Origin of the sequence: Chryseobacterium pennipullorum (assembly GCF_003384725.1) — a bacterium.
GTDB lineage: Bacteria > Bacteroidota > Bacteroidia > Flavobacteriales > Weeksellaceae > Chryseobacterium > Chryseobacterium pennipullorum.
Genome location: NZ_QNVV01000001.1, coordinates 84,027 through 108,544, shown reverse-complemented (window position 1 = coordinate 108,544; position 24,518 = coordinate 84,027). Strand labels below are relative to the sequence as shown.

The window sequence follows — 24,518 nt, the reverse complement described above, 5'->3', positions numbered from 1 at the left end:
AATCCTTAAAACTAATTAACAATGAAAAAACTTTTACTTGTTGCAGCGGTAGCTGTATTGGGAATTTCCATGAATGCTCAGGAATTTCGATTCGGTCCTAAAGCAGGATATTCATACTCTACTCTTAAAGCGAAAGGTGACGGTCAGTCTGAGACTTCTGATCCCCTGCATACCTTTTACATCGGTGGAATCGCTGAGTATAAGCTAAGTGACAAATTTGCCCTACAGGGAGAGCTTTTATATTCTCCACTGGGAGGTAGGGTAAATATAGAGGCTGCTGATCCTGAGGACCCGACTACATTCCTGAACTTTAAAGCAAAACAGACTTTTCATACGTTATTGATTCCTGTATCTGCTAAGTATTTCATTACGGAAGGACTGTCTGTTTCGGCGGGTGCAAGTGTCGGTCTTATCCTTTCTGCAAAAGAAAAACTCTCTGCTGATTTTGGTTTAGGGCCATTGTTTGAGCTTGACGCAGACCAGGAAGTGGACATCAAAGACCAGGTGAATACCTTAAACCTTGCCCCTTTCATCGGCGCTGAGTATGCACTGGAGAACGGATTATTTTTTGATGCACGATATAACCTTGGTGTTTCTAACCTTGCCAAACATGCTGAAGGTAACGAGAAGCTGACTAACAGTTTTATCCAGGTAGGTGTTGGTTTCAAGTTTGGAGGAAACTAATGGTATTGATTAGATAAATAAGATAAGGACCTGGCAATTTGTCCGGTTTTTTTGTTACCTGAGAATAACCGTATTGACTTTGCCTGAATAATGAAAATTATTAGTAATTTTGGGCCCTTAATTCAAAGCTACTAAAAAAAATGAAAAAACTATTAGTACTAGGTGCTTTTGCACTTTTAGGAGGTGCTGCTCAAGCTCAGGAAGGTTTTAAAATTGGTGGACATATTGGTGTTCCTGTATCTGATGCAAGTGATGTATCTTCATTTACATTAGGAGTAGATGCTGCTTATATGTGGAATATCACTAAAGGTCTGGACCTCGGAGTGACGACAGGATACTCTCATTTCTTCGGAAAAGATCACTTTGATGATTTCGGATTTATTCCTGTAGCGGTGTCTGGTAAATACAAATTTACAGGTGCTCCTATCTTTGTAGGGTTAGATTTAGGATACGGAATTTCTACCAAAGATGGTATGGACGGAGGATTCTACGCTCAGCCAAAATTCGGGTACCAGATGTCTAAAGGGGAATTGTACCTGGGATACCAGTCTATAAGCAACCGTCAAAAAGTAGGATGGGGTACTTATAGCTGGAATGTTGGTGCTATTAACCTTGGATACAACTTCTTTATCAAATAAGAAGAAATTACAGAATAACAATAGAACTCCGGCTGAAAAGCCGGAGTTTTTTTATGAGACTACCTACTACATCTGAGTTCTGCTTCTAAATCAGCCATAGATAGACCTTTTAGAAGAGAAATTAAAGACTGGATTATAAACAAATGTTTAGATTTTAACAGTTAATAACTTAAATACTAATATTTTAAGTTAATTCAATGAGCCGGATTTGACAAAATTGTAAAATTTTTGGCCAAATGACCAAATTAAAAAAGTTAAGTATATCCGTATCTGATTGATAAATTGATGTTTTTTTATTCATAATAATGTGAAAAACTCAAAGACTTATTGTAGATAAAATTTTTATTTGTAAAACACCTGAATCCTGCAATGATATTAATCACATTAACAAATTTTAATATTAGTGACTACCACAGTAAATTTGCCTCCAGAAAGTATTAAAATTTTTTAAAAATGAAAAAAATATTATTAGCGGGTGCTGTTGCACTTTTCGGTTTATCTAACGCTCAGATTGCTAAAGGTACTACATATTTATCAGGACAAGTTGGTTATTCTCAAACTGAAAATAACAACAATGACACTAAAGTTGAAAGCTTTAAAGTGGTTCCTACTGTAGGATATTTTGTAAACACTAACCTAGCTGTAGGTTTAGGAGTTGGTTACCAAAATGATAATACAAAGCAAACTACAACTTCTCCACTGGGTACTATCGATTCAAAAGAAACTGTATCTGGATTTGTTGTTGCTCCTTTTGTAAGAAAGTACTGGACTTTAGCTGACAAATTATACATCTTTGGTCAATTAGAAGTGCCAATGGTATTCGGTCAGAATAAAGATGAGGAGACTGCTACTACTACAGTTGCTGGAAGTACTACTACTACGTCTTCTTCTACTAAAAACAACTTCACTTCAATCGGAGTTAACATTAAGCCAGGTTTAGATTATTTCCTAAACAAAAACTGGTCTATTGAAGCTACTATTGGTGAATTCGGATACAATACTTCTAAAGTAGATGTTGACGGAGCTGAAAGAGTAAACAACTATAAATTCGGATTGAATTTATCAGCTGTAACTTTCGGAGTTAAATATGTATTTGCAAAATAATAAACAAAGCATATAGCAACAGAGCCCTGAGATCTTCTCAGGGCTTTTTTCTATGTGAATAGCTCAAAACCGTAACCATGAAAAAATGCCTGTTGGCGGGTGCCGTTGCACTTTCTGATTTTCAGATGCCCGGATTTCCAAAAGGACTGTATAGATTTCAGGACAAGCGATACAGAAAGCATGTACACTAACAGCTTTAGAAGATGATGTCATAGAATTGGAATCAGTGCTACATTTTGCTCTGGCAGTAGAAATTTTTTAACGTACTCAATGTTAATTTTGCCTCTGATTTTTTATTTTAATTTGAATCGGCGAGCATTAAATGGTTTCTTAATGCTCCCGATTTCGTAGGCTGATGGGAGGTGTACCTGCAATTTTCATAGCTTCAAATTCTGTTTATTCTTGGCAACAGTATTCAATAGGAATGTACTTTAGCCCGTTCGCCTACAGTGAAAAATGGTTCATTGGCTTTAGCTAAAACTTATTTTAATTCAAAGAAGGTATTGGTAGTAAGTTGAAAAATATGAACTCAGGTTAATATAAAACTAGCCCATTGAGGCTGTGATCGATGGGTCCGGATATGGAAACCTCTCAAAAGAGATAGAGAAGGAACTAAATATATATTCACAAAATAATCAGGTAAAAAAATCAGAGGCAGTCCGTAAAAACCTTATTTTTGCAGACATTCTTAAATAAATATAATAAATCATGAAAAAAATCTTTATGGCATCAGCAATTATCTTATTTGCTGGAATGCATGCACAAATTACATTCGGAGTAAAAGCAGGATATGCTTTATCAACATTGAATACCAACGAAGATGATTTTGAGATGGGTGGAATAGAAGGCGGATTAAAATCAAAATCTGGATTTTACGTAGGTGCTTTGGTTGAACATAAATTCAATAGTAAATTTGCTATTCAGGGTGAATTGGAGTACGCTAATCTGGGTGGGAAGGCAGAAGTGTCAATGCCTGGTATTAAGGTTACTGAAAAGCTCAATCTGAACAGAATTATAATCCCGGTATCGGCAAGATATTATGCAACCCCTGAACTGGGTATTTATGCTGGTCCATATGTAAGCTTTAAAACCAATAATAAAGTGAAATTCGAGATGAGTGGGCCTAATGCCGGTATGGTAGATCCTGCGGGAATCAGTCAGGGAGAAAAATATGTAGAGAAGTTTTTGGATGATAATTTAAAATCTACAGATTTCGGACTGTTCCTGGGTGCTGATTATAGCGTTTACAAAGGATTGTTTGTAGATGCACGTTACAGTTTTGGTTTGACGAATATGATCAAGAATCCTCAAAATGATGAAAAAATGAAGATGAATTTCTTACAGATCGGACTGGGATATAAATTTAAATAATTCAATTAACAACCATGAAAAAACTAATACTAGCAGGTGCAGTCGCACTTTTCGGATTATCTAATGCTCAAATGACTAAAGGAGATTGGGTAATCAGTGGAAACACAGGAATCGGCTTTAATAACGCTACAACAACGGTAAAAATAGGAGGGAAGTCTTTGGATGGTCCAAAAGTAAATACATTTTCAATTGCTCCTTCCGTAGGGTATTTTGTAATTGATAAATTGGCAGTGGGTATTGATCTTGGATACATCAGTACTACTACTAAATATGACGGTAATAAATCGACCAACTCTTCTTTTTCAGTACTGCCTACAGCTACTTATTATTTTACTAATTCCAGCAAGCTTGTACCATTTTTAGGAGCTGGAATCGGATACGCCTCCAATAAGACAAAGTTCTCTTATGCGGGCGCCATTAATAATGAGATTATTGATCCTCTACTTGTCCAGGGTACAGAAACGACTACAGATGGTCTGGCTTGGAGAGTAAAAGGAGGGGTAACCTATATGGCCACTCCGTCTTTAGGAATCAATCTCGGAATCTCTTATGATCAGTTTTCAAATAAAGAAACGATTATGAATACAGAAGTTAAGACTAATGTGAAAACTTTTGGGGTTAACGTTGGTTTCTCTTATTTTATCAAGGGTAAATCTCAAAAAGCGGATAGATAACCCATTTATTTTAAGATAAAAAAACAAAAATCCGACTCAGTTTTGAGTCGGATTTTATATTTTGATTTGATCTGTTCTAGAATTATTTTCCAAACATTCCGCCCATTCCCGGCATATTTGGCATTTTGCTCATCATCTGCATCATCTGCTTTCCTTGAGGACCCTGCATCATCTTCATCATTTTACCCATCTGATCGAATTGTTTCATCAGCTGGTTTACATCTTCAATCTTTCTTCCGGCTCCTCTGGCAATCCTGTTTTTTCTCTGGGTATTGATGATAGAAGGCCTTCTTCTTTCTTCAGGAGTCATAGAGTGAATGATCGCCTCTATGTGTTTAAACGCATCGTCGCTGATCTCAACATCTTTGATGGCCTTTCCAACTCCCGGGATCATTCCCATAAGGTCTTTCATATTCCCCATTTTCTTGATCTGGTTGATCTGCTTAAGGAAATCGTCAAAACCGAATTCGTTTTTAGCGATCTTTTTGTGAAGTTTCTTTGCTTCTTCTTCATCAAATTGCTCCTGAGCCCTTTCTACTAAGGAAACAACGTCTCCCATTCCAAGGATTCTGTCTGCCATCCTTTCCGGGTAGAAAAGATCCAGAGCTTCCATTTTTTCTCCGGTAGAGATAAACTTAATCGGCTTCTCCACTACAGAACGGATCGTCAATGCAGCACCCCCTCTTGTATCACCGTCTAACTTCGTTAAAACAACTCCGTCAAAATTCAATGCATCATTGAAGGCCTTGGCTGTATTCACAGCATCCTGACCGGTCATGGAATCAACTACGAAAAGTGTTTCCTGCGGCTTAATGAAATAATGCACGGATTTGATCTCGTTCATCATCTGCTCATCAATTGCCAAACGACCTGCGGTATCCACAATAACTACATCATGGTTATTGGCCTTTGCAAAATTGATGGCGTTTTCAGCAATAGTAGACGGATTTGTAGCTCCTTCTTCAGTATATACAGGAACGTTGATCTGTCCCCCTAATACCTTCAGCTGGTCAATGGCTGCGGGACGGTACACGTCACAAGCTACTAATAACGGCTTTTTACTTCTTTTTGTCTGTAGGTAGTGGGCAAGCTTTCCGGAAAAAGTGGTCTTACCGGAACCCTGCAGACCTGCAATAAGAATTACTGATGGTTTTCCTGAAAGATTGATGCCTTCCTGGGAACCTCCCATAAGATCTACCAATTCATCATGAACGATCTTGGTCATCAGCTGTCCCGGAGTAAGCGAAGTAAGAACATTTTCCCCTAATGCCTTGTCCTGAACTCTCTTTGTAAGATCTTTTGCAACTTTATAGTTAACGTCGGCATCTACCAATGCTCTACGGATCTCCTTTACGGTTTCCGCGACATTGATCTCGGTAATTTTTCCTCTTCCGGAAATATTGTGTAATGCCTTGTCTAATTTATCCTGTAAACTATTAAACATATGTATTGTAAATTATAGGTTTGCAAAAATAAGGAATTTTTGGGAGATCTAAAGAGTCCCGAGACGTAATATTATATATATACAAAAAATTATATATATACAAAAAATGATAAATATCAAATTCTATTATAATACGATAGAAAAAGTCTATTTTTGCGATTAATTAAAATTTTGAATGAAAATCAATCCCAATATTCTTGTTGTCATTTTATTATTTCTGACTTTTCTGATTCATTTTTCCCTTTGGAAATTTGTTTTTCATCTTGACGAAATTGTTATCATCAAATTTTATCTTTTTCTCAGTGTCATGTTTATGATGATGATTACGCTCGTGATCTTAATCAATAGAGTAGCACCACAATTTTTAGGACTGTCGGTTATTGGTTTGATCCTTTTAAAATTCGGTTTAATGTACCTGATCAGAAAAAAACTGAACTTTGAAGTGATTCCAGGCTATAAATTTCATTTTATCATCCCATATTTTGTCCTGACAGCCCTGCTTACGTACTATGCCATCGGGTTGATTAATCATGATAAAAAACAGTAAAATTATTTATTGAAACTAGAAAAAATATCCTATTTTTGCACAACGAAAAAAACCTATCAATGTTTAAGAAATTCGCAGTTTTATTCTACAGTATTTTTGTATTAAACTTAGTGTCTGCACAGCACGGTGAAGCTACTGCTGAGGCAGCTCCTGCTAAAGAGCTTTCAGAGAAAGACAAAGTAACTAAAGAAAACAAGGAGTTTATCGATCATCACTTGTTGGATGCACATGATTTTACATTGATGGTTGATAAAGAGGGTCATCATATTGGTTTTCCTCTGCCTGTTATTTTTTATGATAACGGATTCCACGCTTTCATGAGCAACAGCAAAGAAGGGTTTATGCACGGAGAGCCTGTTGAAGTAGATGGTTCTCATTATGTATTACATCATGAGAAAATCTATAAAACGGATGAAAAAGGAACGATTACTTTAGATAAGCATCATCACCCTACACAGGATAAGGTTCTGGATCTTTCTATTACGAAAAGTGTTCTGATTATTTTATTGGTTGCTATTTTCATGTTTGCGTTATTTGTTGGAATGGCTAAATCTTATAAGAAGTCTGTAGTTCCTACAGGTGCGGCAAGATTCTTAGAGCCGTTGATCATCTTCGTAAGAGATGAGATTGCTATCCCAAACATCGGACATAAGTATAAAAGATTTATGGGGTATCTGTTAACGGTATTTTTCTTTATTCTTTTCCTTAACGTTCTGGGATTAATGCCTTTCGGAATCAATGTTACAGGTAATATTACCATGACGTTCTTCCTGGCAATCCTTACGTATCTGATTACAACATTTTCAGCAAATAAAGATTACTGGAAGCATATCTTCTGGATGCCGGGAGTTCCTGTTCCGATGAAGTTTATTATGTTGCCAATCGAATTGTTGGGGACTATTACTAAGCCTTTCGCTTTGATGATCCGACTTTTTGCTAACATGACGGCGGGACACATTGTCGTAATGACTTTGATCGGGTCAATCTATATTTTCAAAAACTGGATCGCAGGAGTAGCATTCCCATTCTTAACACTGGTAATTTACTTATTGGAAGTATTGGTAGCATTCTTACAGGCTTATATCTTCACCATGTTATCAGCATTGTTTATCGGAATGGCTGTTGAAGAGCATGAGCACGAACATCATGCAGCTCACTAATTGAAGTTAAAAAAGAGAAATTAAAACAAAGTATTAAAACAATTTTTTAAAATTATATATTATGGAAATCCCTAGAATTATTGGTGCAGGTCTTATCGTACTAGGTGTAGGTATCGGTCTTGGTAAAATCGGAGCTGCTGCTCTTGAAGCTATCGCTAGACAGCCTGAGCAATCTGGAAAAATCCAAACTGCTATGCTTATTGCAGCTGCACTAGTAGAAGGTGTTGCATTTGCTGCGTTATTCGCATCATAAGCCAATCAAACTAAAACATTGTTGCAGCGGTTGGCTGCAGCAATGTTAATTTTAAAAAAAGTAATAATTATTTATACATTTATATAATGGAATTAATTCATCAGTTTTCATCAGGATTATTTATTATCCAGTCTGTAATTTTTCTAGCATTATTATTTTTGTTAGGTAAATTCGCTTGGAAACCTATTTTAAAGTCTATCAACGACAGAGAAACTTCTATTGTTGACGCTCTTAATCAAGCTAAATTAGCTAGAAAAGAAATGGAAACTTTAAAAGAGGATAACGAAAGAATCATTCGTGAAGCTAAAATCGAAAGAGATGCTATCCTAAAAGAAGCCAGAGAGATTAAAGACAGAATCGTAGGAGAAGCTAAAGATGTTGCTAAAGCTGAAGGAGACAAAATGATCGAAGCTGCTAAGCAAACGATCAACGCTGAGAAAAATGCTGCAATGGCAGATATCAAAACTCAGATCGGTAGTTTATCTGTAAACATTGCAGAATCTATCCTGAAGCAAAAGTTAGATAACACTGAAGCTCAAAACGAATTAGTTCAAAATTATTTAAACAAATCAAACCTTAACTAAGAATGCTTACATCTAAAGTAGCTAAAAGATACGCACAAGGTTTACTTGATTTTACAAACGAATCAGGGCAAACGGCTACTGTATTTTCTGAAATGAAAGATGTGGTAAAGGTAATGACTGAATCTAAAGATTTAAACAAGTTTTTCCTTACTCCCTACATTGATTCTAAAAAGAAAATAGAAGTAGCAAACGAAATTTTCAAAGGTTTATCTGTTTCTTCTCAAAATTTGATCAGATTGGTCATCAAGCACGGACGTGAAAACCAATTGAAAAATATCGCACAGGAATTCATCAATAAAGTGGAGGACCTTAGCGGTGTACAGAGAGTAACGGTTACCACAGCAACTCCGCTTTCAAAAGAAAATCTTGACCAGATTTTAAGATCTACCAATCTTGTGAATGCTGATTCGAATTTTGATTTGAAAGTAATTGTAAAGCCTGAAATTCTTGGAGGATACGTTCTGAGAGTAGGTGACCAGCAGATAGATGCGTCTGTGAAGACCAAATTGAACCAAGTTAAAAAAGATTTCCAATTAAATTAAGAAAAACAACCATACAATGGCAGAAATAAATCCGGCAGAAGTATCTGCGATCTTAAAACAGCAATTGGCCAACTTCGATACTCAATCAAACGTTGAGGAAGTAGGTACAGTTTTAACCATCGGTGATGGTATTGCTCGTGTATACGGGTTAGAAAACGTACAATACGGAGAGTTGGTGAAATTTTCTAGTGATGTAGAAGGTATTGTACTTAACCTTGAAGAAGACAACGTAGGTGTTGCGCTACTTGGTGAAAGTAAATTAGTAAAAGAAGGTGATACAGTAAGAAGAACAAACAGAATTTCTTCTATTAAAGTAGGAGAAGGAATGTTAGGAAGAGTAGTAGATACTCTTGGTAACCCTATCGATGGTAAAGGTCCTATTACTGGGGATTTATACGAAATGCCATTGGAAAGAAAAGCTCCGGGAGTTATCTTCAGACAGCCGGTAACTGAGCCTTTACAATCAGGTATTGTTGCTATTGATGCGATGATCCCTGTAGGAAGAGGTCAGAGAGAGCTTATCATTGGTGACAGACAAACAGGTAAAACTACTGTTGCGATCGATACGATCATCAACCAAAAAGAATTTTTTGATGCTGGTCAGCCAGTATATTGTATATATGTAGCGATCGGTCAGAAAGCTTCTACCGTAGCACAAATTGTTAAAACACTTTCTGATAAGGGAGCCTTAGCTTATACTGTAATTGTTGCTGCTAACGCATCAGATCCAGTTCCAATGCAGGTATATTCTGCAATGGCAGGAGCTTCTATCGGTGAGTTCTTCAGAGACACTGGTAGACCAGCGCTTATCGTTTATGATGATTTATCTAAACAAGCTGTTGCTTACCGTGAGCTTTCTCTACTATTGAGAAGACCACCGGGCCGTGAAGCTTATCCTGGAGACGTTTTCTATCTTCACTCAAGACTATTGGAAAGAGCTGCAAAAGTAATCGCTGATGATGACATTGCTAAGCAAATGAACGATTTGCCAGAGTCTCTTAGACCAATCGTGAAAGGAGGAGGTTCATTAACAGCCCTTCCAATCATCGAAACTCAGGCTGGTGACGTTTCTGCATATATCCCTACCAACGTAATCTCTATTACAGACGGACAGATCTTCTTGGAGTCTGATCTATTCAACTCAGGGGTTCGTCCTGCGATCAACGTAGGTATCTCTGTATCCAGAGTAGGAGGTAATGCTCAGATCAAATCAATGAAAAAAGTATCTGGTACACTTAAACTGGACCAGGCTCAATATAAAGAACTAGAAGCTTTTGCTAAATTCGGTTCTGACCTTGATGCTTCTACTTTAGCAGTAATCTCTAAAGGAGAAAGAAACGTAGAAATCCTTAAGCAGCCGGTAAACGCACCACTTCCTGTAGACAGTCAGGTAGCGATCGTATATGCAGGAACAGAAAACTTAATGAGAAACGTTCCATTGAACAAGATTAAAGAATTCCAACACGAATATATCGAGTTCCTGAGATCTAAGCATCCTGATACAATGGCTGCTATTAAGTCTGGAAAAATCGATAACGATATTACAAGTGTTCTTAAGCAGGCGGCTAACGATTTAGCTTCTAAATACAACTAAAATTAGTTGATGGTTGTTGGTTGATAGTTGACAGAATTTTCTAAAACTACAACCAACAACTGACAACCAACAACTAACCCGATATGGCAAACTTAAAAGAAATACGAGGCAGAATTACGTCAATTTCATCGACGATGCAGATTACCCGTGCTATGAAAATGGTTTCCGCTGCGAAACTAAAAAAAGCACAGGATGCGATCGTAATGCTAAGACCTTATTCTGAAAAATTACAGGAGCTTATCCAGAATGTAAATTCTAGCTCAGATCCTGATCAGATTTCTGTATATGCTCAGAAAAGAGAGGTTAAAAGAATACTTTTCATCGCTGTTACTTCAAACAGAGGTCTTGCCGGAGCTTTTAACTCTTCAATTGTAAAAGAGCTTAACCTTCAGTTCCAGAATAATGCTCAGTACGAGATTGAAGTACTTCCTGTAGGTAAAAAGGCTTATGATGCTGTAAGAAGAAACCGTTCGGTATATGCTAATGGTAGTTCTGTATATGATAACCTGAACTTTGATATGGTTGCCAACATTACAGAAGGAGTAATGAGCAGCTTCAAAGAAGGGAAATTTGACGAAGTTTATGTTATTTACAACAAATTCATCAATGCAGCAACTCAGGAAGTAACTACAGAGCAGCTTCTTCCTATCTCAATGCCTGAAAATACAGAATCGGAAGTGGAGACAGACTATATCTTCGAACCTAACAGAGCTGAGATTCTGGATAACCTGATTCCGAAGTCTATCAAAACTCAGGTTTTCAAATCGATCCTGGATTCGGTAGCATCCGAACACGGAGCGAGAATGACAGCAATGCATAAAGCAACAGATAATGCAGAAGCTTTGAGAAATGATCTGAAGATCTTCTACAACAAAGCAAGACAGGCTGCAATTACCAACGAAATTTTGGAAATTGTTTCCGGAGCAGAAGCTTTGAAGAATTCATAATGAATTTTTTTAACATACCCATTAAAAGCACCGATCATCGGTGCTTTTTTTATGTGCACTGGTAGAAAAAAAGCTTTTTAGTATTCAAAAGCTGCCTTTAAACCCATAAATGATGTCTCAGGTTCAGTAATGCTTTTTATGCCGGAAAAGACGACTCTAATGAGGTCATTTTTCTTCTTTGAAAATCATCAGTCGAAATATCGGATCACAGATTCAGGTTATTTATATTTTGCATATCTTTGTACTTAATTAAATTTATACAACTTCTAAATGGACTCGGACATAGTCAGGCTTTTGCTGGCCTTATTTCTTGTTTTACTAAATGGCTTTTTCGTAGCCGCAGAATTTTCAATTGTTAAAGTTCGTTACTCACAGATTCAACTAAAAGCTGCAGAAGGCAATTCTATGGCAAAACAGGCGGAGCATATCATCAAGCATCTTGATGAATACCTTTCTGCCACACAATTAGGTATTACCTTGGCATCGCTTGCCCTTGGTTGGGTAGGAGAAAGTGCCTTACATCATATTGTTGAAAATATTTTCCTGTCTTTAAGTATTAATCTGACTCAGACAACAATTACTACAATTTCAGTCGTGACAAGCTTTGTGTTGATTACCATCATGCATATTGTATTTGGTGAGCTTATTCCAAAATCAATTGCAATCCGAAAATCAGAAGCTACAACCATGGCAACAGCTGTTCCGCTGAGAGTGTTTTATACGATCTTCAAACCATTTATCTGGTTAATGAATTCGATGTCAAACGGTTTTCTCCGACTGGTTAAAATCCATCCTGCTTCAGAACAGGAAATTCACTCTACAGAAGAACTTCAGCTTTTGGTAAAACAAAGTGCTGACAGCGGAGAGATTGAGGAGGAAAACTATGAGATTATCAAAAATGCATTTGATTTTACCGATCACTCTGCCAAGCAGATCATGGTCCCTAGACAAAATATTACCTCAATAGACTTTGAAGAAGATGTCAATGATATCATCAACAAAATTATGGATAGCGGTTACTCCCGTATCCCTGTTTACATCGACTCTATAGACAATGTAATAGGGATTTTCTATACAAAGGAAATCATAAGAGAATTTGTCAAGAGAAAAGGAGATCTGGATCATGAAGACCTTAAAGACCTAATGCGTGATGCTTTTTTTGTAGTAGAAAGCAAAAAAGTTTCAGACTTACTGAAGACTTTCCAGCTTAAAAAGCAGCATATCGCTATTGTTATTGACGAATTTGGTGGAACAGAAGGAATTATTACCTTAGAAGATATTCTGGAAGAGCTTGTAGGGGAAATTCAGGATGAAGAAGATGATGAAGAAAAAATAGTTGACAAAATAGCTGAAAATACCTATTGGGTACAGGCTACACAACCACTGGACGAAATCAATGAATTCCTGCCTAAAAAGCTGCCGCTTTCCGAAGAAAGCGAGTACAATTCATTAGCCGGGTTTATTCTTTATGAATTGGAAGAGATCCCGGAAGAAAACCAGGAATTTGATCTTGATTACTACCACTTCAAAATTCTGAAAATGAACAATAAAAGTGTGGAACTTGTGGAGCTGATTTATCAGGAACCTAATGCCATCGACAGTTTAGCAGATAAAATCGGAGAAGTTTAAAAAGGGACGAATGAATTTTTATAATAGCATAAAAGATTACGAAAATCCAAAACGTCAGTACGAAGAAGAAGTGCTGGTGCTGGATGATACGGATGATGTTTACAAACTGGTACTGCATAATGATGATATTCACACCTTTGATTATGTCATCGACTGTCTGATCGAAATATGTAAACATACCCTGGAGCAGGCTGAACAATGTACAATTCTTGTCCATTACAAAGGCAAGTGTACGGTAAAAACAGGCTCAATGGATGTTTTGAAACCCATGCATGAAAAAATGATTTCGCGGGAATTAACAAGCGAAATCGTATAAAATAGAAACCGACAATTAACTTGTCGGTTTTTTTTATGAAGATTTTCGATGGCTCCTATTCAATGAGTACACATCATCATTTCGCTTCATCAACGGCGAAATCGGTGTATTGCCCCGTAAAATAAGACATCAGAATACGATAACTTTGAGCGGTAAAAATAAGATCGTAAAGTATGGGTGGGAAAAATAGATTTTTTCCAGCTAAACCGGCCTAATCTTTTATCTCATCATGAATTTTTGAAACCAACTTCTTTATTTCTCAATTTCTCTCTCTTCATTGTCACATTTTATCTAAAATAGTATATTTGTACCAACTATAAAGAAACAAAAAAAGAATGCTTGTAATAGGAATTGCCGGTGGTACAGGATCCGGCAAAACTACAGTTGTTGATAAGATACTTCAGCAGCTTGATATTGAGGGAATGAATATCCTCTCTCAGGATAATTATTATCATGACAACCAAGGTCTGACACTAACGGAAAGAGAGGCACTCAATTATGACCATCCGAAGTCGATCGATTTTGAATTACTCATAAAACATGTGAAAGCTTTAAAGAACAATGAGCCTATTGAACAGCCGATTTACAGCTTTGTTACCCATTCCCGAACAGGAGATCATGTGACTGTAGAACCTAAAAACGTATTGGTGGTAGAAGGAATCCTTGTTCTTACCAATAAAGAATTACTGAAAGAATTTGACCTGAAAGTATTTGTTCATGCAGATTCCGATGAAAGACTGATAAGAAGAATACGGAGAGATACCCAGGAAAGGGGAAGAGATCTGGGGGAAGTCTTACACCGATATCAGACCACTTTGAAGCCAATGCATCAGGAATTCATAGAGCCCTCCAAGAATGAGGCCGATCTTATTATCCCGAATATGAGACAGAATTCCGTAGCAATCGATTTTTTAACTACCGTTATTAAAAACTCATTGAGAAAACACTAGTACAATGGAAGAAAATAAACTTATCAAAGACATTCAGCCGAAATCTGAAACATTCAAACTTATTCAGAAATATGTTTTGAATAAATATACCATTACGATCTGTCTGTTTTTGGTATGGATGGTTTTCTTCGACAAAACTTCATTTCTTGTGATCAATGAGCTGAATGGTGAGATTCATAAATATGAAGAGCAGCTGGAGTACTACAAAACAGAGTACGAAAAAAATGATGCTTTTTATAAAAAACTGATGAACAACAAATCGGAAAAAGAAAAATACGCGAGAGAAAATTATTTTATGAAAAAACCGAATGAAGAAATTTTCATTCTGGTGGTAGACAGTACAAAAGTCGCTAAAAAATAATAACACTGAATACGATGTCAACAGTGAATTTTGTTTCTGAAGATTTCTCTGGGAAGCAAAATTCACAATTGGCCATTCACCAATACATACACCTAATGTCAAATACGGATATACTTTCAAACTGGGAAAACCTGGTAAAAAAACAGCTTAAGACCGAGGATATTTACCCGGTCTTAGAAAAAGAGAACCTGGAAGGAATTGAGGTAAAACCTTTTTATACAGAAGTTCGGAAACCACTGGTAAACCTGCCAAAAGTTGAAGAAAGCACCCATCTGGTATCAAGATATCACGAGAGTCTGGAAGAAGAAGTATTTGCATTCCTGCTGGATCAGAATGTGGAAAATCTGGATCAGAAAACCATTTTTGTCAACAACAAAGACCTTGCAGGTCATATCAGTCCAAAAGAAGAAGATCAGTATTTCTCGCTCATTGACATCTTTAATGAAAAAGAGGGAAGTATAGACGATCAGCTGGCAAAAGAACTGCTGGCAAAAGATTTCAAAAGAAATATCTGCGTAGATATTTCACTTCATCAGAATGCAGGAGCTGCTATCTATCAGCAGCTTGGGATCGCTTTAGCAAAAACGAAGGAACTGGTAGAAATATATGGTGAAGATATATTGAATAAACTGATCTTCAGAATCGCGGTAGGAGGCAGCTACTTTTTTGAAATGGCAAAACTGAGAGCTTTTAAAATCATCTTCAATCAACTCTCCAGGGAATATGGATTGGATATCGTTCCGTATATCTTTGCAGAGACTTCTCTTAGAAACAAGGCCATTGCAGACAATGAGAACAACCTGATCCGTTCTACATTGGAGCTAGCTTCAGCAATGATCGGTGGGGCAGATGCTGTTTTCTCCAATAATTATCTGATTGACAGAAGTACAGACAATTCGGAAGAAATCTCCTTCAAACAGCAAATTGTTCTTGCTTACGAGAGTATTATCAATGTTTTTGAAGATGCAGCCAATGGAAGTTTTTATATTGAAGACATTACACAGCAGATTGCCGAAAAATCCTGGGCCCTCTTTGTTGAAATAGAAGACGCGGGTGGATATCTGAAACTTCTGCAGGATGGAACTCTCCAGAAAAAAATCTATGAACACGCAGTGAAAGAGCAACAGTGGATTGAAGAAGGCAAAATAAAGCTGATTGGAGTGAATTTGTACCCTAAATTAGACGTTAAAAGATCGATAGATGAGCTATACAACGAAAAAGAAATAAAAGCGGTTCGTTGGGCTGAAATGTTTGAATAAGATTTTTTAACCACAGATTATACAGATTTTCACAGATGATTTTCATAAGATTCTGTGATTTTTTTTATATCATAAGTTTAACATGATCAATGATGGGAAATTAAGCTCAGATAAGGTTAAAATATAAGTTCCTATTTAATTTTGGTTTAAATTAAGAAACTGTAATGCTATCTCATAATATTGTACTTTTGATATAAATACAATGTAATGAAAGAAAATGAGATAAGTTTTTATATCAGAAAATCTATATTTTCTGTTTACAACGAGCTAGGTCCAGGTCTTTTGGAGAAAGTTTACGAAAGGGTTTTAGCTTATGAGTTGGAAAATAATGGTTTAAGAGTACAAACCCAAGTTTCAGTGAATGTCAAGTTTAAAGATGTATTTATTGATTCAAGTTTTATAGCAGATATGATTGTTGAAGATAAAGTAATCATAGAAGTTAAAGCAGTTACTGAAATATCAAATATCCATCATCAGCAATTATTAACTTATTTAAAACTAACAAATTTGAAATTAGGGATTTTAGTTAACTTTAATACCGACCATATTGATAAAAGTATTTTTAGAAAGATAAATGGAAAGTTAGACTAAAAATGGAGAAAAATCATCTTCAAAAGTTTATGAAAACTATACGATCTTTTAACTTGATCCCAAATTCATAGACTTACTCAGATGTTTGGTATCCTTAAAACATAATCATCCGTGCAAATCTGCGAAAATCTGTGGTTAAATTACTAAATAAAGAAATATAGCACGATCTGTGCAATTTGTGAAATCTGTGGGAAACAAATTATTAAACAAAGAAGTTCAAAATTATATCAAAGCAAATCTGAATACAGATTTACATACTCTACTGTTGAAAAAATCCCCTTTTCCGGAGGTTTCTATGCAGGAGATTGTGCAGCAGATCAAGGGAAAACAGGTGGCTGAAAGAAAATTTCCCTTTCTGCTGAATGAAGGAATTATTTTTCCACCACAGCTTAACCTGGAACAGTCATCATCTGAAAAAACAGCCATTTATAAATCAGGAATTTTAACCGGATCGTCATTTATTGATCTTACAAGCGGCTTTGGCATTGATGCGTATTACCTGTCTGAAAATTTCGATAATATTACTCTGGTTGAGCAGAATTCAGACCTCTTATCATTGGTAGAGCATAACTGGAGTATACTGAAAAGAAAAGCAAAGTTTGTGAACCGGAAACTGGAAGACTTTTTAAAAGAAAACCGAGAGGAATTTGATGTTGTTTATCTGGACCCGGCCAGAAGAGACCAGAACAAAAATAAGGTGTTTCTTTTGGAAGATCTCTCTCCCAACATTCTGGAGATCCAGGAAAAATTGCGGTCTATATCAAAACAGGTCGTGATTAAACTTTCTCCGCTTATTGATTTGCGATATCTGATTTCAGAGGTATCCAATATTTTCAGGATTGATATTATTGCGTTGAAAAATGATGTAAAAGAAGTGGTTATCTTTTTATCAAATGAAATTCCAAGCGAGATTGTCTGTAATGCGGTGAATCTTGAAAGTGGTGAACCTTCTTTTACTTTTACGATTGGCGAAGAGGAAAAAGCCGAATCGGAGTTTTCTGAGCCTGAAAAATTCATTTATATTCCTAATCATTCCATTTTAAAGGCGGGAATCTTTAATCTCATTTCAAAAAGATGCGGATTGAAAAAACTTCATCCCAATACCCACATTTATACCTCAGGTGAAAAGAAAAATGATTTCCCGGGCAGGGTTTTTGAAATGGAAGTTATTGATTCTAAAAAGATTAAAAAGAAAGAGCAATACAATATTATTTCAAAAAACTACCCTTTAAAACCCGAAGAGATCAAGAAAAAATATGGACTAAAAGATGGGGGAGAACACTATCTTATTTTTACCCAATCCAAAAAAGGTAAAATTATTTTAAAATCAGTCTAAAAATGTTGCCGAAAAAAGCAGGATTTCTTAATTTTGGGCAATTAAAAATTTAAGCATGAAATTGTTGGCCGTATAGATCATTAAAAAGATTAAATCCTGCAATTCCATATGACCTTTAAAAAATAAATTATACATATGAAAAAACTGATTATATGTTTAGCTCTTGCCACTGTAGCTGTAAGCTGTAAAAAAATTCAAGCCGGAGGAAATAAAAATACTCTGAAACTGGAAGAAGGGGTGGAAAGATATTCTGATGATGCACAGGGTGGAGAAGCTCACGGGCATGAAGCTGCTGCCGGTCACAAAGAAGAAGCTGCTGCAAAACCTGAGGCTGAAACTCCGAAAACGGATAGTACTGCTGCTGCTGCTGCAAAACCAGCTGAATCAGAAAAGGCTCCAAAAGCTGAACACTAATTATAAGTACAAAATATACCATTGCCCTGTTTTTGCAGGGCATTTTTTTATTGAAAAAAATGAAAGATTGTGTAAGCATCCGGGAATAAGCAATTACGTGAGGAAAATCCTGTATTTTGCTTGTCCCTGACAAGCATTTTTTTTAATTTTAACAAAATAAATTTATACAATGCAAGAGACATTAAATTACATTAACGAAAACAAGCAGCGTTTCGTGGATGAATTATTTGAGTTATTGAGAATCCCTTCCATTTCTGCTGATCCGGCTTATAAAGAGGACGTATTAAAGTGTGCGGAGGTTTGTGCACAGCACCTTAGGAACGCGGGAGCAGATAACGTAGAAGTATGCCAGACAAAAGGGTATCCAATTGTTTTTGGAGAAAAAATAATTAATGAAAGTCTGCCGACCGTATTGGTCTATGGGCATTATGACGTTCAGCCAGCAGATCCATTGGAACTTTGGAGAAAACCTCCTTTTGAACCTTATATTGAGAAAACCGAACTTCATCCGGATGGGGCTATCTTCGCAAGAGGAGCAGCAGATGACAAAGGACAGTTCTTCATGCATCTGAAAGCTTTCGAAGCCATGATGAGAACCGATACGCTTCCTTGCAACGTTAAATTTATTTTAGAAGGAGAAGAAGAAGTAGGCTCTGTAAGCTTAGGGGATTTCGTTAATGAAAACAAAGAGAAATTGTCTTGTGACTGTATCCTGATCTCTGACACCCATATTTACAGCAACGAGCAGCCTACCGTTACAACAGGACTTAGAGGGCTAAGCTATGTGGAAGTAGAGGTAGAAGGACCAAACAGAGACCTGCATTCAGGACTTTATGGCGGGGCGGTTCCAAACCCTATTCATGTGCTTTCCAGAATGATTGCCAAAATGATTGATGATGACGGGCATATCACGATTGACGGTTTCTACGATAATGTGGAGATTGTATCTGATGCAGACAGAACAGAAATGAATAAGCTGAAGGATAATCCTGAAGAATTCAAAAAATCAATCGGACTGAGCGGAGTGGAAGGAGAAAAAGGCTATACAACGCTGGAAAGAGCATCCATCCGTCCTACATTGGATTGTAATGGAATCTGGGGAGGATATACAGGAGAAGGTGCTAAAACAGTTATTCCTTCCAAAGCGTTTGCTAAAATTTCCATGCGACTGGTTCCTTATCAGACTCCGGAGGAAATCACTGAGAAATTTACAAGATATTTCGAAAAGATTGCACCGGATACTGTAAAAGTAAAAGTGACGCCTCACCATGGAGGAATGCCTTACGTTCTGCAAAGTGATACCAAAGAGTTTTTAGCCGCTAAAGAGGCTATGGAAACAGCCTTCGGTAAAGAAGTACTGCCATACAGAAGTGGAGGAAGTATTCCTATTACGTCTATGTTTGAAAAAGTTCTGGGGGCTAAATCTGTTCTGATGGGCTTTGGTTTGGATTCCGACGCTATCCACTCTCCAAATGAACATTATGGATTATTCAATTTTTACAAAGGAATTGAAAGTATCCCGCTATTCTTTGAGAACTATTCCAAATAATTGGAAAATATGATAACAAATAAGGTGTTTCTGATAAGAAATACCTTATTTGTTTTTTCATTTATCTGGGGATGTTGGGCTATTTTTATTTGGATTTATAAAATGGGACTAGTGTTGACGCATTCAATAGCTGCATCATCTGGTTTCCAACAAATGTGTTTTTTTCTGACGATCGCAATCATTTTAAAACAAATATTTAAATTTAATATCAAAACACGTATTATTGGGTGTTTTTTTTACTTAACGGTCTTGTGTATTGAAATATTATTAATATTTTTGGCTTTCAATAAAAAAATTAATAACATGAAAAAAACAACTGCAATTTTATTCGCACTTCTGTGTGCCAACTCTTTATTTTCGCAACAATGGACCGGAAACAATACAACTTCAGATCCTATCAACAGAGTGGGGGCCGTAAGCGTGGGAACTGCACAGTCTTATGATAAAGTTACCATAGGCAAAGGAAACCTGAGAATGGTAGATGGAAAAATCAATTTTGGATACCGTATTCCTAACAGGGGAAGTTATGTAAACTCCTATTTTACTGTGGAAAATGTGATCAATATGTCCAGCATTTCAGGGACAGATGGTCTTTATATTTATCCTTCGCATGAATACATCAATCTGGATGGAAGTGTTCCGGATCAAAGTAAAGTTTTCTTCGTTTCATCCACTTCGAGAGTAGGGATCGGAACCAATGCCGTTAACTGTGTTGGCTGTGATGATTATATGCTTTTTGTCAGAAACGGAATCAAAACTGAGAAAGTAAAAGTTGAAATTGCAGCTAACAATGGCTGGGCAGACTATGTCTTTGCCAAAGATTATCAACTGATGCCTTTGAAGGAGCTGAAATCCTTTATCAATGATAATGGGCATTTACCGGAAGTTCCTACTACTGAGGAAGCGATCAAGAACGGAATAGAGCTTAAAGAAATGAATATCCTTCTTCTGAAAAAAATTGAAGAACTTACCCTGTATACGTTGCAGCAGCAGGAAAAAATGGATGAACAGAGCAAACGTCTGGAAATGCTTGAGAAAAAAGTGAAATAAATAATTCTAAACTCACATTATTTATGAAAAAGCTTTTTTCTACAATGCTCCTCGCCATGTCCTTATGGGGCTATGCTCAGGGAGAAAATAACAACTGGTACTTCGGCTACCAGATAGCCATTAATTTCTCTGGAAGTACTCCTCAGTTTGTGAATGGCAGTGATATGACCAGCCTGAATTCCTCAGCGACCGTAAGCGATAGTGGTGGAAAGCTGCTATTCTACAGCAGCGGAGGGAAAGTCTGGAACAGACAAAACCAGGAGATGCCCAACGGTGATATTGATCAGGACGGGCTTCAGACGGCTACCGTAAAACATCCCACCAATCCTAATTTGTACTACATTTTTACAACCACCTGGGTAGCTGGTAATGTTGTTCGCTATTCTGTAGTGGATATGTCTTTAGGCAGCAACGGATCTAATGGTCAGCCATTAGGTGATGTTGTCCAGAACCAGAAAAAAGTTCCGCTTCTGGACGGACAGGGAAATGAAATCAGTAATGCACGCGGAGTAACGGTTGTTCCTCATGGAGATGGCAGTTCGTACTGGGTTTTGGTGACCAACGGGTTAAAATTATATGCCTACCGTTTAAGTGGTTCAGGACTGAGCACTACTCCTGTAGTAACCGATCTGAATACCTCAGGATTTTTTACCTCCTATGATGGGATTTCGATCAAAGCTTCACCGGAAGTAGGTGATTCCTGTAACTATTCACACTTGCTGTGTATCACCAATTCCAATCCAAGCCTGAAAGAAAACGAAGGAATGGTACGCTCTTTTGATAACCTTTCGGGATCGCTGACGACAGATTATAACTTATCTATTGCCAGCACATCAGCGACCTATGCAGAATTCAATCAATATGCAAATATACTGTATGTAAGCGGTTATGATCTGACCAGCAATACGACAACATTTTACGCTATAGACCTCCCGAATTCTAACAATTCCAACATCGTTTATACTCCGATTTACAACGGAATGTCAGGAACCAATGGTGTAGGAGGACCTAGCACCATTCAAAGGAATACAAAAGGGGATATTTATTTTCATATGGTTGGATATAACAATGGGGGCAGCTTGAGCCAGATCATTAATCCTGATGTTTATGGACAGAGCTCTATCAACCTTAACGCGATGACTCAGCCAAGTGCATTCATCTATGTAGGTTCTACCAATAACCTTCCTCAGCTGCTTCCAAAGCTTTCGAGAAGGGTAGGATCATGTGTGGCGTCTTATGATCTGACAGCACCAGATACCCACACTGCCCCATATACCTACCATGCAAGCAGCACGATTACAGCCCAGCAGAACTATCAGGTGAATTCCACACAGGATATTACCATGAAGGCCGGGACAAGCATCAGTCTTCTTCCGGATACTTATATTCAGAATGGATCCAACTATCTGGCAAAGATTGAAGATTGTAAATGTTCCGGTGGAGAAGTTGAAGCAAGAAATAAAAATTCAAAAAATAATATGTTGCTCAATCTGAGAACAGCACCTAAAGCTCAGACAGATAAAAAAGATCTGTTTGCTAAAAAAGTGCAGCTGTTCCCGAATCCGGCTTCAGATGTTCTGAATATCATAACTTCTTCAGAGATCATAAACGTATCTGTTACAGATATCTCAGGAAGAATGATACAGGTAAAACTGGACGGTAACAAGGTAGATATAAGAAGCCTGCCTTCAGGAAACTATCTCATCAACATTGAGACAAAAGAAGGAAAAACTTCACAAAGATTTGTCAAAAAATAATTACTGATAAATGTTAGCATAATAAAACGCTCCAATTGGGGCGTTTTTGTTATTTTTAAGAACTTAAATCTATACATTATGATAGAAAATAAAGTCGCTTATATCACAGGCGGAACAAAAGGCATCGGTTTCGGAATTGCTAAAATCTTGCTTCAAAATGGAGTCTCAGTGGCATTTTCCGGAAGAAAGAAAGATGATGTGGAGAAAGCAGAACAAGATCTGAAACAGTATGCTCCGAATGTTTTGGGAATCGTTTCTGACGTAAGAAGCCTCGAAAGTGAAGAACAGGCTGTACAAAATATTACTGAGAAGTTCGGAAGGCTGGATTTTGTGATCGCCAATGCCGGGTTAGGAATTTTCAAGCCCGTAGATATGCTTACTGCAGAAGAATGGAATGATATGATTGAAACCAATTTAACCGGTGTTTTCTATACCTTAAAAGCTTCCGTAGAACAGTTGAAAAAGACGGAAGGGTATTATATCACGGTTTCCAGTCTTGCAGGAGCTAATTTCTTTGAGAATGGTGCCGGCTACAATGCCTCTAAGTTTGGTGTAGTAGGATTTACGCAGGCTGCCATGATCGATTTAAGAAAATACAACATCAAATCTACAGTCATTATGCCAGGATCGGTAGCCACTCATTTCAATGGAAATGTTCCTTCAGAAAAAGACAGCTGGAAGATCCAACCGGAAGATATGGGGAATCTGATATTGGATATTTTAAAGATGAATCCAAGGGTTTTGCCCAGTAAAATAGAGTTTAGAGCGACGCAGCCAGCGAAGTAAATACTTCTAATGTATTGAATAATAATTTAGTAAGTATTATGCATGCATAATATATTTTTTATTTATATTAGCAAAAATTAATTCAAACAAAATCTCTCCAAAAACCGTCAGGATTTTGTACTTGAAAGAGATAAAAATAAAATAGTACACATGAAACCGTAAGGTTACATATGATCAAATAAAAAAATTAAGAACAACATATGAAAATATTAGTTTGCATTAGTAGTGTTCCGGATACTACTTCCAAGATTAACTTTACAGCAGATAAATCTGCTTTCGACAAAAACGGAATTCAGTGGGTAATCAATCCGCTAGACGAATTTGCGTTGACCAAAGCAATCAAACTTCAGGAATCTCAGGGAGCTACCGTAACAGTACTCAATGTAGGAGATGCTGCTACAGAGCCTGTGATCAGAAAAGCATTAGCTATTGGTGCTAATGATGCAGTAAGAGTAAATTTAGACCCTAAAGATAGCTATTCTACAGCAAAAGAAATTGCTGCAGTAGCACAAAACGGAGGATATGATTTGATCCTTTGTGGTAAAGAATCTATCGATTATAATGGTGGGTCTGTTCCGGGAATGGTAGCTCAGCTACTGAACCAGCCATTCGTTAATGCATCCGTAGGATTGGATGTAAACGGAAGCGAAGCTACTGCCGTAAGAGAAATCGAAGGCGGAAAAGAAACGATTTCTGTAAAATTGCCGGCAATTATTGCGGGACAGAAAGGATTGGTAGACGAAAAAGACCTTATCATTCCAAACATGAGAGGGATAATGTCTGCAAGAACAAAACCTTTACAGGTTGTAGAGCCTACGTCTTCCGAAGTGAAAGTTCAGGGAGTATCTTATGACAGTGTACCGCCAAGAGCTGCTGTAAAGATGGTTTCTCCGGACAATCTGGATGAATTGGTAAGATTACTTCACGAAGAAGCAAAAGTAATCTAATCTTTTAATTCTTTAATTTTTAATCTTTAAA

26 protein-coding genes are annotated in these 24,518 nt (G+C 37.0%); 25 read left to right on the top strand and 1 reads right to left on the bottom strand.

Annotated elements, in window-relative coordinates; all coding sequences use genetic code 11:
- The first annotated feature begins 21 nt into the window (after positions 1 to 21).
- From DRF67_RS00515 to DRF67_RS00495, 5 genes are all read left to right on the top strand, one after another.
- On the top strand, positions 22 to 684 hold the full coding sequence (locus tag DRF67_RS00515) for a porin family protein (RefSeq protein ID WP_115925887.1): 663 nt from the start codon (positions 22 to 24) through the stop codon (positions 682 to 684).
- 140 nt (positions 685 to 824) lie between these two features.
- Positions 825 to 1,322 (top strand): hypothetical protein, encoded by a 498-nt coding sequence (locus DRF67_RS00510; RefSeq protein WP_115925886.1) that lies wholly within the window; start codon positions 825 to 827, stop codon positions 1,320 to 1,322.
- Between the two features lie 453 nt (positions 1,323 to 1,775).
- Positions 1,776 to 2,426 (top strand): outer membrane beta-barrel protein, encoded by a 651-nt coding sequence (locus DRF67_RS00505; RefSeq protein ID WP_115925885.1) that lies wholly within the window; start codon positions 1,776 to 1,778, stop codon positions 2,424 to 2,426.
- 708 nt (positions 2,427 to 3,134) lie between these two features.
- A complete protein-coding gene (locus DRF67_RS00500) occupies positions 3,135 to 3,797 on the top strand; it encodes a porin family protein (RefSeq protein WP_115925884.1) in 663 nt (220 codons plus the stop codon).
- A gap of 14 nt (positions 3,798 to 3,811) precedes the next feature.
- On the top strand, positions 3,812 to 4,471 hold the full coding sequence (locus DRF67_RS00495) for an outer membrane beta-barrel protein (RefSeq protein WP_115925883.1): 660 nt from the start codon (positions 3,812 to 3,814) through the stop codon (positions 4,469 to 4,471).
- Positions 4,472 to 4,553: 82 nt separating this feature from the next.
- Here the strand turns inward: DRF67_RS00495 and ffh are convergent, their stop codons facing one another.
- The gene (gene ffh, locus DRF67_RS00490) at positions 4,554 to 5,915 is read right to left on the bottom strand and encodes a signal recognition particle protein (RefSeq protein WP_115925882.1); all 1,362 of its coding nucleotides are present in this window, start codon (positions 5,913 to 5,915) and stop codon (positions 4,554 to 4,556) included.
- A 175-nt stretch (positions 5,916 to 6,090) separates the two neighbouring features.
- On the opposite strand from ffh, the gene DRF67_RS00485 reads away from it, so the two are divergent.
- The 20 genes from DRF67_RS00485 (at position 6,091) to DRF67_RS00390 (ending at position 24,487) form a co-directional block, all read left to right on the top strand.
- Positions 6,091 to 6,462 (top strand): hypothetical protein, encoded by a 372-nt coding sequence (locus tag DRF67_RS00485; protein WP_115925881.1) that lies wholly within the window; start codon positions 6,091 to 6,093, stop codon positions 6,460 to 6,462.
- 59 nt (positions 6,463 to 6,521) lie between these two features.
- Positions 6,522 to 7,622, top strand: a complete 1,101-nt coding sequence (atpB, locus tag DRF67_RS00480; protein ID WP_115925880.1) for a F0F1 ATP synthase subunit A — start codon at positions 6,522 to 6,524, stop codon at positions 7,620 to 7,622.
- 61 nt (positions 7,623 to 7,683) lie between these two features.
- Positions 7,684 to 7,875, top strand: a complete 192-nt coding sequence (gene atpE, locus DRF67_RS00475; RefSeq protein ID WP_027384648.1) for an ATP synthase F0 subunit C — start codon at positions 7,684 to 7,686, stop codon at positions 7,873 to 7,875.
- A gap of 86 nt (positions 7,876 to 7,961) precedes the next feature.
- Positions 7,962 to 8,459, top strand: a complete 498-nt coding sequence (locus DRF67_RS00470; RefSeq protein ID WP_115925879.1) for a F0F1 ATP synthase subunit B — start codon at positions 7,962 to 7,964, stop codon at positions 8,457 to 8,459.
- 2 nt (positions 8,460 to 8,461) lie between these two features.
- On the top strand, positions 8,462 to 9,001 hold the full coding sequence (gene atpH / locus DRF67_RS00465) for an ATP synthase F1 subunit delta (RefSeq protein ID WP_115925878.1): 540 nt from the start codon (positions 8,462 to 8,464) through the stop codon (positions 8,999 to 9,001).
- Between the two features lie 16 nt (positions 9,002 to 9,017).
- Entirely contained in the window at positions 9,018 to 10,595 is a 1,578-nt protein-coding gene (atpA, locus tag DRF67_RS00460) for a F0F1 ATP synthase subunit alpha (RefSeq protein WP_115925877.1), read from the top strand.
- 83 nt (positions 10,596 to 10,678) lie between these two features.
- Positions 10,679 to 11,542, top strand: a complete 864-nt coding sequence (gene atpG / locus DRF67_RS00455) for an ATP synthase F1 subunit gamma (protein WP_115925876.1) — start codon at positions 10,679 to 10,681, stop codon at positions 11,540 to 11,542.
- 270 nt (positions 11,543 to 11,812) lie between these two features.
- Complete coding sequence (locus DRF67_RS00450) at positions 11,813 to 13,171, top strand: hemolysin family protein (protein ID WP_115925875.1); 1,359 nt, start codon at positions 11,813 to 11,815, stop codon at positions 13,169 to 13,171.
- A gap of 10 nt (positions 13,172 to 13,181) precedes the next feature.
- Positions 13,182 to 13,487 carry an ATP-dependent Clp protease adaptor ClpS gene (locus DRF67_RS00445; RefSeq protein ID WP_115925874.1) on the top strand — a complete coding sequence of 102 codons (306 nt, stop codon included), beginning with the start codon at positions 13,182 to 13,184 and terminating at the stop codon, positions 13,485 to 13,487.
- Positions 13,488 to 13,822: 335 nt separating this feature from the next.
- Positions 13,823 to 14,437, top strand: a complete 615-nt coding sequence (gene udk, locus DRF67_RS00440; protein WP_115925873.1) for a uridine kinase — start codon at positions 13,823 to 13,825, stop codon at positions 14,435 to 14,437.
- 4 nt (positions 14,438 to 14,441) lie between these two features.
- A complete protein-coding gene (locus tag DRF67_RS00435) occupies positions 14,442 to 14,798 on the top strand; it encodes an FtsB family cell division protein (RefSeq protein WP_115925872.1) in 357 nt (118 codons plus the stop codon).
- Between the two features lie 95 nt (positions 14,799 to 14,893).
- On the top strand, positions 14,894 to 16,057 hold the full coding sequence (locus tag DRF67_RS00430) for a methylmalonyl-CoA mutase family protein (protein WP_115925871.1): 1,164 nt from the start codon (positions 14,894 to 14,896) through the stop codon (positions 16,055 to 16,057).
- Between the two features lie 207 nt (positions 16,058 to 16,264).
- Positions 16,265 to 16,648, top strand: a complete 384-nt coding sequence (locus DRF67_RS00425; RefSeq protein WP_115925870.1) for a GxxExxY protein — start codon at positions 16,265 to 16,267, stop codon at positions 16,646 to 16,648.
- A 187-nt stretch (positions 16,649 to 16,835) separates the two neighbouring features.
- The gene (locus DRF67_RS00420) at positions 16,836 to 17,984 is read left to right on the top strand and encodes a class I SAM-dependent methyltransferase (protein WP_228435696.1); all 1,149 of its coding nucleotides are present in this window, start codon (positions 16,836 to 16,838) and stop codon (positions 17,982 to 17,984) included.
- Between the two features lie 135 nt (positions 17,985 to 18,119).
- Positions 18,120 to 18,398, top strand: coding sequence for a hypothetical protein (locus DRF67_RS00415; RefSeq protein ID WP_115925869.1), 279 nt, complete (start codon positions 18,120 to 18,122; stop codon positions 18,396 to 18,398).
- 169 nt (positions 18,399 to 18,567) lie between these two features.
- Positions 18,568 to 19,947 (top strand): dipeptidase, encoded by a 1,380-nt coding sequence (locus tag DRF67_RS00410; protein WP_115925868.1) that lies wholly within the window; start codon positions 18,568 to 18,570, stop codon positions 19,945 to 19,947.
- Positions 19,948 to 20,250: 303 nt separating this feature from the next.
- Positions 20,251 to 20,997, top strand: coding sequence for a hypothetical protein (locus DRF67_RS00405; protein WP_115925867.1), 747 nt, complete (start codon positions 20,251 to 20,253; stop codon positions 20,995 to 20,997).
- A 23-nt stretch (positions 20,998 to 21,020) separates the two neighbouring features.
- Positions 21,021 to 22,754, top strand: a complete 1,734-nt coding sequence (locus tag DRF67_RS00400) for a T9SS type A sorting domain-containing protein (RefSeq protein WP_115925866.1) — start codon at positions 21,021 to 21,023, stop codon at positions 22,752 to 22,754.
- Between the two features lie 78 nt (positions 22,755 to 22,832).
- Positions 22,833 to 23,540: an SDR family oxidoreductase gene (locus tag DRF67_RS00395; protein WP_115925865.1), complete on the top strand. Its 708-nt coding sequence runs from the start codon at positions 22,833 to 22,835 to the stop codon at positions 23,538 to 23,540.
- 200 nt (positions 23,541 to 23,740) lie between these two features.
- Positions 23,741 to 24,487 carry an electron transfer flavoprotein subunit beta/FixA family protein gene (locus DRF67_RS00390; RefSeq protein ID WP_115925864.1) on the top strand — a complete coding sequence of 249 codons (747 nt, stop codon included), beginning with the start codon at positions 23,741 to 23,743 and terminating at the stop codon, positions 24,485 to 24,487.
- The last annotated feature ends 31 nt before the right edge of the window (positions 24,488 to 24,518 follow it).